Origin of the sequence: Nocardia sp. NPDC050713 (genome assembly GCF_040654315.1) — a bacterium.
GTDB lineage: Bacteria > Actinomycetota > Actinomycetes > Mycobacteriales > Mycobacteriaceae > Nocardia.
Map to the genome: position 1 here is coordinate 344,986 of NZ_JBFAHS010000003.1, position 12,758 is coordinate 357,743.

Sequence of the window (12,758 nt, forward strand, 5' to 3'; positions counted from 1 at the left end):
ATTACGGGCGGAGGCGGCGAAATGGACAGGCTCAGAACGTGGTCCGAAGGGCGACACGCGGGGAATCGGAAGACATATCACTTTCGGACGGAAAACTCTCGGAAGGAATAGTCCGGAGGGATTGTCACCTTTGTGTAATGGCGATCGGCGCAGTCTCGCAGATACGTTCCCGCTGCACCGAAGAATTGCCGAACACAGAGCGGAGTAGAACTGTGACGAGCAGCACAGCGCGGGAGCGCATCGCCATTTGGTCGGATTTCGGGGGAGTGCTCACACCGCCGGTAGCCGAGACATTCGCGGCATTCTGCGCGAAGACGGGATTGGCGCCGGATCCCTTGCGCCGCGCGATCGCGGAAGTCACCGCGACATTCGGCACCGAGGACATGATGCTGCCTTTGGACACGCCGCTGATCGGCGAGGACGAATGGCTGGATCTGGTGCGCGCGGCGCTGCGCAGGCAGGGCGTGCACACCGCGGTGCCCAGCCTCGCCGAGACCTGGTTCGACGGGCGAAAAGCCAACGCGCAGTGGGACGACGCGCTGCGGCGCTACCGAAGCGCCGGACATTTCGTCGGCATGCTGTCGAATATGCCGCCCGCGTGGGAAGCGCACTGGCGGCGGATGGTCGTCGCGGAGGAGTTGTTCGAGGAGATCGTCAACTCGGCGCAGGTCGGCTGCCGCAAACCCGATCCGGAGATCTTCGAGCTGGCGGCCGCGCGCGCAGGCGTCGAACCGAACCGCTGCGTCCTGATCGACGACCTGCCGCAGAACTGCGCGGGCGCCAGGGCGGCCGGTTGGCGCGCGGTGCTGTTCCGTGACGCCGCGACCGCGACCGCCGAGGTGGACGCCGAGCTGCGTCAGCTCGTCGCCGAGGGCGTCGCGATATAGGCCGAGGCCGCGTCCTCGTGCGCCAGCCGGCGCAGAGCGCTGAACATCGCGTCGCCGAGCGCCGTCCAGACGACGAGCGCCTCGGCCATGCTCTCCGCGTTCGGCTGGCGCAGCAGCGTGTCGATCTCCTTGGCCGCGATCCGTTCGGCCAGCTCGGCGTAGTCGTCGAGCAGGTCCCAGTGCTGCTGTCCCAGCCTGCCGAGGGTGGCGAGCACCGCGGCGAGGGTGCCGCGCGCCGGGTTCGTCTCGCGGACCTGCCAGCCGCGGCGGGCGAGCAGATCGCGGACCTGATCGGCGGCGGCCAGCTGCGCGTCGTCCGGCTCCGCGGCGGGCGGCTTGCTCATCGCGAACTGCGCCTTGCCCGCGGATTCCAGCACGGTCATCCCCGGCGTCCGCATCTTCTCCAGGACTTCCCTGGTCGCCGCCACCGACAGCCCGCCGACCTCGATCAAGGCCCGAACCAGCTTGAGCCGCCGCACATGTGAGTCGTCGTACTGCATCTGGTTGGGGCTGGTCCGTTCACCGGGAAACAGCAGCCCCTCGCGCATGTAGTACTTGATGGTGGGTGCGGGCACGCCCGAGACCTTGCTCAATTCGGCGATGCGCATATCCGCCTCCCGTCCGTGGCTACTACTGGTCGCCCAAGTGTAGGTCAGACGGATAGCGACCAGTTCCGGTTGCTGTTCGACTGCTCCGGCCGTCAGGACGCACTTTCGTGTTCGCGACGGCCGTGCGCGAGCTTCGGAAAGATCGACTCCGACGGCATCGTCACGCGGAATCCTGCTGGCCGATGTGCGCCCGATACCGGTTCACCGCGTCGATGCGGGAGACCGCGCCGAGCTTGTCGAAAATACTACGCAGATGCCGTTTCACGGTGCCCTCGGTGATGGACAGCGCATTGGCGATCTGCCGATTCGTCATGGCCTCGGACACCAGGCGCAGCACCTGTTCCTCGCGCGCCGAGAGCCTGCCCCGATTGGCCCCGGCGCCGGTGAGAAAATCCCGCGGCACGCTGACGGTGATCTGGTCCTCCACCGAGGCGATCCCCCGGATCGCGCTGACCAGCTCGCTGCGCGAGATCTTCTTGTGCAGGAAGCAGCGCACGCCCGCGTCGAGCATGTCGTACAGCAGGGTCTCGGTGCCCGTCGAGCTGAGCACCACGACGGCCGCGGACGGACAGGCCCGGGTCAGCGAGCGCACCATTCGCACGGTGGCGCTGCCGATCTCGTCGTTGTCCAACACGATGACATCCGGATGCGCGGCGGCGGCGAGATATCCGGCCTCGTTCCAGGACACGTCGCCGACTACCGTGAAATCAGCTTCGGAATTGAGGAAATCGCACAACATCTCGCGCGTCAGGAAGTTGTCTGTGACAATCTGAATGTGGACGACGCGCTGCGGCAGACCGTTTGTCGGTATCACCGAGACGAGGCGCGGAGCGGAGCATTCCGAAACGGCGTCCGTTATCGCGCTTTCCACGTCTGCCGTGCGTTTCATTCGGGCGGTTCCGCTCATTTCCACCATCCACCTCGGGGTTGCTGAGTCGGACCCGGCGGTCGTCCCAGACGACTTCCGGCGCGTAACCGACCCGTCGGCCGATGCCACGACAGCACGCGGCATCAACCCGCTGGATTTCGTTCACCGATGAACCAGAAAACCGGCCCCGCCCGGATCGGTATCGAAACGACTACCGACACTTGGCTTTTGGAACCTGAGACCGGTTATAGGAAGTGACCCTATCCGTAAACGGTGCACTCCACAAGCCGGTTGTTCCGCAGCGCACAATTAGGCTTCGAGTGTTCCCGATCCGTTAACACTTACCGCAAGGATCGGAAACGTGGTTGTGAGAAGCCGGTACGGCAATTGGTGGTCAAGACACGAAAAACAGGGGCACGCAAGGGGATTCGCGGAAAGTCGAGCGTGCTCAGCGACCACCGCGTCCCTCGCCCGCGAGCCTGCCGCGGCGGATGAGATCGCGTTTGGTGCCGGGGGCGATCGGCGGCAGCGCCGCGTCGGCGTCGGCCTCCGGCTCGTCGGGGTTCGGTCGCACGAACAGGGTGACGGTCGCGGCGGGACGGAAACCGCTGCGGGTCATCAGCGTCGCCGAGGCGGTGTTGTTGTTCTCCACGTCGGTGACGATGCGCCGCGCGCCGCGGGTGAACAGCGCCGTCGAGCACGCATCGACCAGCCTGCGCGCGATGCCGTGCCCTTGCATGTCGGGCGCGACCGCGATCCACTCCAGATAACCCCAGTCGTCGCGCAGCTCGAATTCCATTGAGCCGAGCACGAATCCGACGACTCGATCGGAATCCAGCGCGACCCAGCACGCGTTGTCGGGGCTGTCCAGGTGCTCGGCCACGCTGGTCAGCGACCAGGAGGTGTAGGGCTTGGTGCCGGTGTCGAAGACCTGGTGGCCGAGATCGAGCACCTGGCGCAGATGGCCGAGGCCCATGGGGACGATCACGGTGGCGGTGTCCATGGCGCACAGTTTGCCAGGAGCTAGCCGCTCTGCCGCTCAATGGAGGCTCATCGCCGCCATTCCCGCAGTTCCAGGTCGACGATCACCGGATGCATCAAGGTGGAGACCGGCGCGCCGGTGTCGCGGCGGTCGGGCGCGAACACCGCCGCGGCCGCGAGCGTCGCCTCGTCGAGCGAGCGCAGCGGCGCGGGCGGGTCGAGGCGCAGGCGCGGTTCGGCCTCTCTGGTCGCCAGCACGAAGCCCCAGTCGCCGAAGCTGGGCACGTCGACGTGGTACGGCAGCGTCCGCAGGCCCGCCGCGCGAATCGTGTTCGCGATGCACCAGTACGAGCGCGGTGCGAAGAACGGCGAACCGGACTGGACCGCTAGCGTGCCGCCGGGGGCGAGCACATGGGCGGCCATCGCGTAGAACTCCTTGGAGTACAACTTGGCGATCGAGGTCTGGTCGGGGTCGGGTAAGTCGACGAGCACCGCGTCGTACGCGCCGGGCGAGCCGCGCAGCCAGGAGAACGCGTCCTCGTTGACGACCCGCACCCGCGGATCGTCGAAGGCGTTGTGGTTCAACGTGTTCAGCCGGGCATCGGTGCGGGCCAGCCGGATCATCTCCGGATCCAGCTCCACCAGGGTGATCGTCTCGACATCGGGGTAGCGCAGGATCTCGCGCAGCGCCAGACCGTCGCCGCCGCCGAGCACGAGCACGTCGCGGCGCGGACCGGCGAGGGCCGGATGCACGAGCGCCTCGTGGTACCGGTACTCGTCCACCGAGGAGAACTGCAGATCGCCGTTCAGGAACAGCCGGGTGTCCGGGGTGCCGAACGGTGAGATCGACTCGGTGAGGACGATGTTCTGGTACTTGGTCCGCTCGTGCAGCACGATCGGATGGGCGAACAGCGCCTGCTGCGCGGTCGCCTCGAACCGGTCGGCGTAGAGGTAGGTGCCGAACAGCGTCGCCGCGACGAGCGCGGTCAGCGCGCCGAAGCCCCACCGCGCCCGCGGCCGGAGTTCGGTGCGGAACAACAGGAACACCAGCGCCAGCCCCGCCGCCGCGTTGACCACGCCGACGATCAGGCTGCCGCGGATCTGGCCGAACACGGGCAGCAGCAGGAACGGGAAGGCCAGCCCGCCGAGCAGCGCGCCCACGTAGTCCGCGGCGAACAGGTCGGCCACCGCGCTGCCCGGCTCCTGTTTGCGAATCCGCTGCAAAAGCTCCATCAGCAACGGGATTTCGGCGCCCACCAGAATGCCGAGGACGCTCGCGATCGCGATCAGCGCCGTGGTGTAGATGTTCAGCCAGGCATAGGCGGCGTAGAGCATCAGCACCGAAAGCCCGCCCAGCAGCGCGAGGATCAGCTCCACCGCGACGAACGCCGCCGCCGCGTGCCGCCGCAGCGGTTTCGCGGCCAGCGCGCCGATGCCCATGGCGAAAACCATGACGCTCAACGTGATCGAGGCCTGCGCCGCGGTGTCGCCGAGCAGATAGCTGCCCAGCGTCACCAGCGACAGTTCGTAGACCAGGCCGCAGGCCGCGCAGACGAACGCGGTGACCAGCAGCGCGATTCGGGCCGGGCGGCGCCGCAGGCGCGGCGGTAGCGGTGCGGTCTCGGTGTCCGCCCCCATACTCAGGACAGGCCCGCGGCCACCACGAAGGACACCGCGAGGTGCAGCGCCGCGGTCACCCAGACGGCCGGGTGAATCGCGCCGTCCGCGACCACATCTCGGAACTGGCCGGGCGTGAGCAGGTCCAGCAGCAGGAACGACAGCGCCATCGCGCCGAGACCGATCACGCCGTACACCGCGCTGGCCAGCAGCGCCTCACCGATCGCGCCCTGGGAGGTCCAGATCGCCATCGCCACGATGATCCCGACGCCGAGCAGGTTCGACGCCACGAGCAGCGACGCGTTCCGGTTCCGCTCGACCCAGATCTGCTCGCGCAGGTTGCCGGGCGTGATGACGTCCACCAGCACGAAACCGAGCGCCATCAACGCGATACCGACGCCGGTGTAGGCGAGCGCCGCGCCCGCGTCGGCCGCGAGGTCTGCCAGCATGTGTTTCTCCTTCTATTTGCCGCTCTGGCCGCGGTATTCGCTGCCCGGCGGCTGGCTCGGCCAGCCGAAACTCGACACCGTCGACTGGTGGCGCCGGTATCCGTTGCCGTACTGGTCGACGAGGATCATCGAGCCCGTCCCGTGCGGGGCGACGGTGATGATGTCGTTGCGATACTGCAGATAGGTGCGATCGCCGACGCGGCGGTTGTCCAGCGGCTGCGAGGCCGCGACGATAGCGCTGCCGACGGCGGCGGGCGCGAGGGCGGCGGTGTAGGCGCGGCCGTCGTTCGCCTGGTCCAGCGAGGTGGCCCGGGAATACTTGGCGGCGACGAAATCGCGCGCGCTCTCGATGTCGTCGCCGCAGCCGACGACCGAGAGCAGCAGCGCGGCCACCGCGACGAAACCGATGACCGTCCTGCCGAGGTGGTGCATGCGTCCCCCCGTAGAGCGCCGGGCCGTACCCGGTAGGTGATACGTCGAGTCCTCTATGTCGAAAACTCGTCGCGCACTGTATCACCGACGCGGCCACCCGCGTCCAGTCCTCGACGCGACAGTGCGCTACGCGCCCTTGCGGGCGGGGGTCTTCTTCGCGGCTTTCTTGGCGGGCTTCTCCGCGGTCTTCTTGGTCGCCTTGGCGGTCTTCTTCGCTGGCGCGGCCTTCTTGGCGGCCTTCTTCTGCGCGCCGCCACCGGAACTCGCCGCGCGCCTTCCGCTGGCCTCGAGGCTGCGTTGCAGCGCGGCGACCAGATCGACCACCTCGGCGTCCATCTCGGCGGGCGCGGCCTCGGGCTTGGTGGTCACCCGGTCGCTGCCGCTGGCGATCGCCTCGTCCAGGATCTTCTGCAGTTCGATCTGGTACTCGTCGGTGAACTGGCTCGGATCGAAATCGTCGGACATGGACTCGACGAGCGTCTCGGCCATCTTGATCTCCTGCGGCCGCGGCTCCGAGGCGTCCTGCAAGGACTCGAACTCGACCGCGCGCACCTCGTCGGGCCACAGCAGCGTCTGCAGCACGAGCATGCCCTCGCGCACCCGCAGCGCGGCGAGCCGGGTCTTCTGGCGCAGCGTGAAGTGGACCAGCGCGGTCCGGTCGATGCGCTCGAGCGTGGTGGCCAGCAGCACGTAGGCCTTCGGCGTCGTGGAGTCCGGCTCGAGGTAGTAGCTCTTGTCGAACAGGATCGGGTCGATCTGCTCGGACGGCACGAACTGCAACACCGGGATCTCGTGCTTCTCCGCGGCGGGCAGCCGGGCGAAATCCTCGTCGGAGAGGATCACCCGCTCGCCCTCGGGCGACTCGTACGCCTTGGCGATGTCGACGTACTCCACGGGTTTGTTGTCGACGGTGCAGACGCGCTGGTATTTGATCCGGCCGCCGTCCTTGGCGTGCACCTGGTGGAATTTGATGTCGTGGTCCTCGGTGGCGGTGTACACCTTGACCGGGACGTTTACCAGCCCGAATGCAATCGAGCCCTTCCAGATAGCTCGTGCCATCACTCCATGATGGCCGAACCATCCCGCCCGCGCGAGCGAACCGGAATCCCCGAGGTCGCGGCGGCGATTCGGATGCGCGATCCGGTGGGAAGCGCCGCGAACAGCGCGCGCATGGCCGCGACGGTGCCGGCGAGATCGGTGCGGCCGGACAGGTAGGCGCGTTGCAGCGGCGCGGGCAAGTCGAAGAAGGCGTCGAAGAACGCGGGGAGGTCAGCGGGCGGCAGCGCGAGCAGCGCGCGCAGCCCGGCCGTGCGCAGGGCCCGCACCGCTCGGGCCGAGGGCGGCCACAGGTCGGCGCCCGTCGCCGCCGCGTCCGCCGCGGCGAGTGCGGACGCCACGCTGTATCCCGTTGCGGGATGGGTGAATCCGCCCGCCGCGCCGAATGCGCGCTGGCCCGGTCGGCCGCCCTGCACCGGGAAGCGCACTCGCTCGACGGGCTCGTCGCCGTGGAGCGCGATGCCGCGGGCGCGCAACCGGTGCCGAAGGCGGGTGCGCAGTTCGCCGGTGTCCAGCGCGGGCCGCCCGGCCAGACAGGTCTCCTCGAGCAGCATCGCGCCGCCGCCCAGCGGAACCGCGTACAGGAACGAGCGCGGCGCGGCCGGATGCGCGCCGTTGTCGGCGCGCCAGTCCATGAACAGCGGCTCGATGCCCGCGGCGACCGTGTCGCCGACGAGCACGCCGTAGGCGGTTTGTTCGGCGCGGGCGGGGGAGCGGGCGATCCCGCGCGCGTCGATCACCCGCTCGGCGGGCAGCGTCCGGCCCGAGGCCAGCGTCACGCCGTGCCGTTCGAGCCGCACGGCGCGCTCGGCGACGATCTCCGCGCCCGCCAGGTCCAGCGAGTTCTGCAACCGCCCCGTGTCGAGCACGACGTAGGCACGATCGAGTTCGTGGCGGCGCGCGCCCCACGCGGTGGGGCGGGCGACCGTCGCGGCCGTGACCGCCGGGTCGAGCCATCCGGGCAGTTCGTCCGCCCAGGCGGCGTAGGTCGCGGTCCACGGCCGTGCGGGCGCGGGATCGACCACGGTGACCGCCATGCCGCGAGCCAGGCAGCGGTGCGCGAGCGCCCGCCCGCCGGGGCCGAGACCGCAGACGACGATGTCGGTCACGACGGCCGCCATCGCTCAGGCTCGATCGGCCGCCGCCCTGCCGGGTGCGGCCGCTGTCGCCCGACGATGACCGGCTGCCGTCGCTCGCCGTCGATCAGATGCCGCCGGTGGAGAGCAGGCCGCCGTCGACGCGCACGGTCTCGCCGGTGATCCACGCGGCCTCGTCCGAGACCAGGAACGCGATCAGCCGCGCGACGTCCTCGGGCACGCCGAGCCGCTTCATCGGGTACGCGGCGGCGGCTCGCTCCTCGTCGGCGGAGTAGAGCGCGTCGGCGAACTTGGTCTTGACCACGCCCGGGGCCACCGCGTTCACCCGGATCTTCGGGCCGAGCTGCCAGGCCAGCTCGTCGGTGAGGTGGATGAGCGCGGCCTTGGAGGCGCCGTAGGCGGCGATCACGCCGCTGGACCGGATGCCAGCGACGCTGGCGACGTTCACGATCGCGCCGCCGTTGTCGCGCATCCAGGCCTTGTACGCCTCCTGGATGTAGCCGAGCGCGGCGACCACGTTGACGTCGAAGATCTTGCGCACCGCGTCCAGGTCCGCGTCCATCAGCGCGCCGTAGATCGGGTTGATGCCGGTGTTGTTGATCAGGATGTCGAGCGAGCCGAACTCCGAGACCGCGCGCTCGACCGCGGCGGCGCGGCTCTCCGCCTCGCCGGAATTGCCCGCCAGCGCGACGACCTGGCCCTGGTGGCCGAGGGCACGCAGCTCGGCGGCCGCCTCCTCCAGCGGTTCCGGTTTCCGCGCGGTGATCACCACGTTCGCGCCGCGGCGCAGCAGCTCGGCCGCCACGGCCTTGCCGATGCCCCGGCTGGCCCCGCTGACCAGCGCGCTTTTGCCCAACAGATCGGTACTCATGCCATCGCACGCTACCGAAGCCGGTCGAACGGCAGTTATCGCGGTCACACCGGCTTCCTCGGCTGCGGGGCCCGTCGCGGGCACAGGTAAAATCGGTGGTTCTTGTGCATCGAGGGGCGCACAATCGAGCAGCGACTGCCCGGCCCCGCCATGCCACGACCACCACCATCCGTGAGGAGCCCATCTGTGATCACCGCGACCGACCTCGAGGTTCGGGCCGGAGTCCGGACCCTGCTGTCGGCGCCCGGTCCCGCGCTGCGGGTACAGGCCGGTGACCGCATCGGACTGGTCGGGCGCAACGGCGCGGGCAAGACGACGACGCTGCGCATCCTCGCTGGCGAGGGCGAGCCGTACGCCGGAAAGATCCTGCGCTCCACCGAGATCGGTTATCTGCCGCAGGATCCCAAGGAAGGCAACCTGGACGTGCTCGCGCGCGACCGGGTGCTCTCCGCGCGCGGGCTGGACACGCTGATCCGCGACATGGAGAAGCAGCAGGCGCTGATGGCCGAGGTGGCCGACGAGAAGGAGCGCGAGAAGGCGGTCCGCAAGTACGGCAGGCTCGAAGAGCGCTTCTCGGCGCTGGGCGGCTATGTCGCCGAGAGCGAAGCCGCGCGGATCTGCCACAGCCTGGGGCTGCCCGACCGGGTGCTCGGCCAGCCGCTGCGCACCCTCTCCGGCGGTCAGCGCCGCCGAATCGAGCTGGCGCGCATCCTGTTCTCCGCCTCCGACGGCAGCGGCGGGCGCTCGGATCGCATCCTGCTGCTCGACGAGCCGACCAACCACCTCGACGCCGACTCCATCACCTGGCTGCGCGGGTTCTTGCAGAACCACGACGGCGGCCTGATCGTGATCAGCCACGACGTCGAACTGCTCGACGCGGTGGTCAACAAGGTGTGGTTCCTCGACGCCGTGCGCGGCGAGGCCGACGTCTACAACATGGGCTGGAAGAAGTACCTCGACGCCCGCGCCACCGACGAACAGCGCCGCCGCCGCGAGCGCGCCAACGCCGAGAAGAAGGCGTCCGCGCTCAAGGCGCAGGCCGCCAAGCTCGGCGCCAAGGCGACGAAAGCCGTTGCGGCACAGAACATGGTCAAGCGCGCCGAGCGACTGCTCAACGAGCTGGACGACGTGCGCGTCGCCGACAAGGTGGCCAGGATCAAGTTCCCCGAGCCCGCCGCCTGCGGCAAGACGCCGCTGATGGCCGAGAACCTGACCAAGATGTACGGCTCGCTGGAGATCTTCACCGGTGTGGACCTGGCGATCGACCGCGGCAGCCGGGTCGTGGTGCTCGGCCTCAACGGCGCGGGCAAGACCACGCTGCTGCGCCTGCTCGCCGGGGTGGAGCAGCCGTCGGCGGGCGGGCTGGTGCCGGGGCACGGTCTGAAGATCGGCTACTTCGCCCAGGAGCACGACACCCTCGACGACGACGCCACCGTGTGGGAGAACATCCGGCACGCGGCGCCGGACGCGGGCGAACAGGACCTGCGCGGCCTGCTCGGCGCGTTCATGTTCACCGGTCCGCAGCTCGACCAGCCCGCGGGCACCCTCTCCGGCGGTGAGAAGACCCGCTTGGCGCTGGCCGGTCTGGTGTCCTCGGCGGCCAATGTGCTGTTGCTCGACGAGCCGACCAACAACCTGGACCCGGTGTCTCGCGAACAGGTGCTCGACGCGCTGCGCACCTACGCCGGGGCCGTCGTCCTGGTGACCCACGATCCGGGCGCCGCGGAGGCTTTGTCGCCGGAGCGGGTCATTCTCCTCCCCGATGGCACCGAGGACCACTGGTCCGCGGAATATTTGGAACTGATTCAGCTCGCGTGAGTTTCATCACACGAACCCGTTGATCAAGGCCTGTTCAGTGCTTAGCCTGGAATGACGCGCTGCTCGGCGACTCGGAGGAAGCCATGAGCGACAGGGCCACACAAAGCAAGGCCACATTGGGTAAGGGCACACGCGTCACGGGGAAATCGCGTGACCGTCTGCAATCGCAGCTGAAGAAGCAATACGAGGCGGGCGCCAGCATCCGTTCGCTGGCGCGCTCGACGGGACGCTCCTACGGTTTCATCCACAACGTGCTGGTGGAGTCGCATGTGCAGCTCCGCAGCAGGGGTGGTGCGAACCGGCGTAAGAGCCCCGGCAAGTAACGCCGACGCTCGCTCGAATCCGGCGGCTGCGCACAGTCTTTCGCAGCCACCGCGGGAAATTCTTCGCGTCGGCGTCGTCCCTTCGCCGGGACGGTGCCGACGAGAGGAGGAGCGGGAGACCCGTACCGGCGGTCAGTAGCCGGGAACCATGCCGTCGCTGTGCACGAGCAGGTTGGACAGGCTCTGGAAGATCGGCATGCCGGTCTTGATCTCCAGGTAGGCGAACTGCCCCTGGGGGTTGACCTCCAGGAAGTAGTACTCGCCGTCCAAGCCGAGGCGCAGGTCGAGGACCCCGAAGCTGAGCCCGAGCGCGCCCATGAGCGTGGCCAGGGATTTGCTGACCGAGGCGGGCAGCTGGTCGCGGGTGAACTCGACGGAGGTGTCCAGCCGGGAGTCGACCCGGCCGACGCCCGCCTGGGAGTCGATGCGCACCGTCCAGGCGATGCCGTCCACCCACACCACCCGCAGGTCGCATTCGGCCTGGATGTAGTCCTGGAAGGTGGTCGGCGCCGACCGGATGCCCGCCAGCTTGCCGAAATCGGCGGCGGTGATGATCCTGGTCTCGGCGAATTCCGCGCGTCCCGTGCCGGTGCGCTTGTAAACCACTGCGCCGGGCCGTGATTCGACGAAGCTGCGCGCCTCGTCCGGATCGTTGGTGATCAGCGTCTCCGGGATCGCGAACCCGGCGCGCTGTGCCGTCTCCAATTGGACGATCTTGCGCGCCGCGGTGCGGTCGGCGCCGGGATCGTTGATCCAGAACGCCGGGATCGACCACAGCAGGCCCTGGATGAAGCCGTCGCACTCGGCCTGGCGGTAGGCGTCGTCGGAGGCGCGCACGCCGCCGGGCACCTGGCATGGGTGCGGTCGCCGCCACCACACCGAACGGACGGTGTCGAGCCCGATGACGTGCGAGAGCGAGCGCGTGGTGCCGAGCCGGTCCAGCCGGAAACTGCCCGACTCACGCGGGAAATCGCGCAGGTCGAGGTGTATCGGACTGAGCCCGTGGTGTTCTCGCAATGTCGCCGCCATCGCCGTGGCGTGCAGATCATCGGATTCGGACACGATCAGGACCGAGCCTGGGAGCCGGCTCACCATCGGCGGGTCCGCTCAGTCGAGGCTGTCGCAGTTGATGCCGTCGTCACTCGTCGCGAACGATTTCGTCTGACAGTAGGTATAGGTCGCACCGGTGCCCGCCGGATAGTCCACGAGCCGAAGTCGATCGGCCCAGGTGGCCGTGAGTTGTTGCAGCAGTTCGTCTCCCAGCGCTTCCGAGGGTGCGGCGGCGATGGTCATCGGCCGGTCGACGAGGTCGATGCGCAGCCGCTGGGTGAAGTCGGCGGTGGCGCCGGGGCGGATGTCCACCAGAACCGGTCGGCCGTCGCCCGCTTGGTCGTCGGTGACGTTGTCGAGCATGCGGAGCACATCGTCACGGCGGAAGGTCCACGTGCCCTCGGCGACACGGACGGTGATCTCGCGTTCCGACTCGGCCACCAAGAGGCCCTGCAGTGCGGGTACGCGGTCTTCCGTCGACGTGACACCGGGTCGGTGGATTGCGTCGGCCATGGTCTGCTCTCCGATCTGCTCGCGATTTGCCAGGACCCCCGAGCGTGAACTGGATCATAACGCGGAAGGGGTCGGCCCCGGCCCGGATCGAAAGATTTCACGGCCGTTGGCAAACCGGATCCGGACACGGAAGGCGCTAGCGCCGAAAGATTTTCGGCAGTCCGAAAATAGCCCTACCGCAACCTTCT

The 12,758-nt window shown here is 68.7% G+C and carries 14 protein-coding genes; 3 read left to right on the forward strand and 11 right to left on the reverse strand.

Annotated elements, in window-relative coordinates; all coding sequences use genetic code 11:
• Positions 1-212: 212 nt before the first annotated feature.
• Complete coding sequence (locus AB0H49_RS08105; RefSeq protein ID WP_355002365.1) at positions 213-887, forward strand: HAD-IA family hydrolase; 675 nt, start codon at positions 213-215, stop codon at positions 885-887.
• On the opposite strand, the gene AB0H49_RS08110 is transcribed toward AB0H49_RS08105, so the two are convergent.
• The 9 genes from AB0H49_RS08110 to AB0H49_RS08150 all read right to left on the reverse strand — a co-directional run bounded on the left by AB0H49_RS08110 (position 857) and on the right by AB0H49_RS08150 (position 8,866).
• Positions 857-1,495, reverse strand: a complete 639-nt coding sequence (locus tag AB0H49_RS08110) for a MerR family transcriptional regulator (RefSeq protein WP_355002366.1) — start codon at positions 1,493-1,495, stop codon at positions 857-859. The two genes, AB0H49_RS08105 and AB0H49_RS08110, sit on opposite strands and share 31 nt — an antisense overlap.
• A gap of 160 nt (positions 1,496-1,655) precedes the next feature.
• The gene (locus AB0H49_RS08115; protein WP_355002367.1) at positions 1,656-2,384 is read right to left on the reverse strand and encodes a response regulator transcription factor; all 729 of its coding nucleotides are present in this window, start codon (positions 2,382-2,384) and stop codon (positions 1,656-1,658) included.
• Between the two features lie 427 nt (positions 2,385-2,811).
• On the reverse strand, positions 2,812-3,366 hold the full coding sequence (locus AB0H49_RS08120) for a GNAT family N-acetyltransferase (RefSeq protein ID WP_355002368.1): 555 nt from the start codon (positions 3,364-3,366) through the stop codon (positions 2,812-2,814).
• A gap of 47 nt (positions 3,367-3,413) precedes the next feature.
• Complete coding sequence (locus tag AB0H49_RS08125; protein ID WP_357248660.1) at positions 3,414-4,982, reverse strand: polyamine aminopropyltransferase; 1,569 nt, start codon at positions 4,980-4,982, stop codon at positions 3,414-3,416.
• A gap of 2 nt (positions 4,983-4,984) precedes the next feature.
• A complete protein-coding gene (locus tag AB0H49_RS08130; RefSeq protein WP_067780720.1) occupies positions 4,985-5,410 on the reverse strand; it encodes a DUF350 domain-containing protein in 426 nt (141 codons plus the stop codon).
• A 12-nt stretch (positions 5,411-5,422) separates the two neighbouring features.
• Positions 5,423-5,842 carry a DUF4247 domain-containing protein gene (locus tag AB0H49_RS08135; protein WP_097244348.1) on the reverse strand — a complete coding sequence of 140 codons (420 nt, stop codon included), beginning with the start codon at positions 5,840-5,842 and terminating at the stop codon, positions 5,423-5,425.
• Between the two features lie 126 nt (positions 5,843-5,968).
• Positions 5,969-6,901 carry a Ku protein gene (locus AB0H49_RS08140; RefSeq protein WP_357248663.1) on the reverse strand — a complete coding sequence of 311 codons (933 nt, stop codon included), beginning with the start codon at positions 6,899-6,901 and terminating at the stop codon, positions 5,969-5,971.
• Positions 6,901-8,019 carry a lycopene cyclase family protein gene (locus AB0H49_RS08145; RefSeq protein WP_357248667.1) on the reverse strand — a complete coding sequence of 373 codons (1,119 nt, stop codon included), beginning with the start codon at positions 8,017-8,019 and terminating at the stop codon, positions 6,901-6,903. Before AB0H49_RS08145 ends, AB0H49_RS08140 begins: the two co-directional genes overlap by 1 nt.
• An 82-nt stretch (positions 8,020-8,101) precedes the next feature.
• Positions 8,102-8,866 carry an SDR family oxidoreductase gene (locus tag AB0H49_RS08150; protein WP_355002372.1) on the reverse strand — a complete coding sequence of 255 codons (765 nt, stop codon included), beginning with the start codon at positions 8,864-8,866 and terminating at the stop codon, positions 8,102-8,104.
• A 186-nt stretch (positions 8,867-9,052) separates the two neighbouring features.
• Here AB0H49_RS08150 and AB0H49_RS08155 point away from each other — a divergent pair, with 186 nt between their 5' ends.
• Positions 9,053-10,684 (forward strand): ABC-F family ATP-binding cassette domain-containing protein, encoded by a 1,632-nt coding sequence (locus tag AB0H49_RS08155; protein ID WP_355002373.1) that lies wholly within the window; start codon positions 9,053-9,055, stop codon positions 10,682-10,684.
• Positions 10,685-10,767: 83 nt separating this feature from the next.
• Positions 10,768-11,007 carry a helix-turn-helix domain-containing protein gene (locus AB0H49_RS08160; RefSeq protein ID WP_067780848.1) on the forward strand — a complete coding sequence of 80 codons (240 nt, stop codon included), beginning with the start codon at positions 10,768-10,770 and terminating at the stop codon, positions 11,005-11,007.
• A 132-nt stretch (positions 11,008-11,139) separates the two neighbouring features.
• Here the strand turns inward: AB0H49_RS08160 and AB0H49_RS08165 are convergent, their stop codons facing one another.
• Positions 11,140-12,069: a hypothetical protein gene (locus tag AB0H49_RS08165; protein WP_355002374.1), complete on the reverse strand. Its 930-nt coding sequence runs from the start codon at positions 12,067-12,069 to the stop codon at positions 11,140-11,142.
• A 45-nt stretch (positions 12,070-12,114) separates the two neighbouring features.
• Positions 12,115-12,570, reverse strand: coding sequence for a hypothetical protein (locus AB0H49_RS08170; protein ID WP_355002375.1), 456 nt, complete (start codon positions 12,568-12,570; stop codon positions 12,115-12,117).
• Positions 12,571-12,758 lie beyond the last annotated feature (188 nt).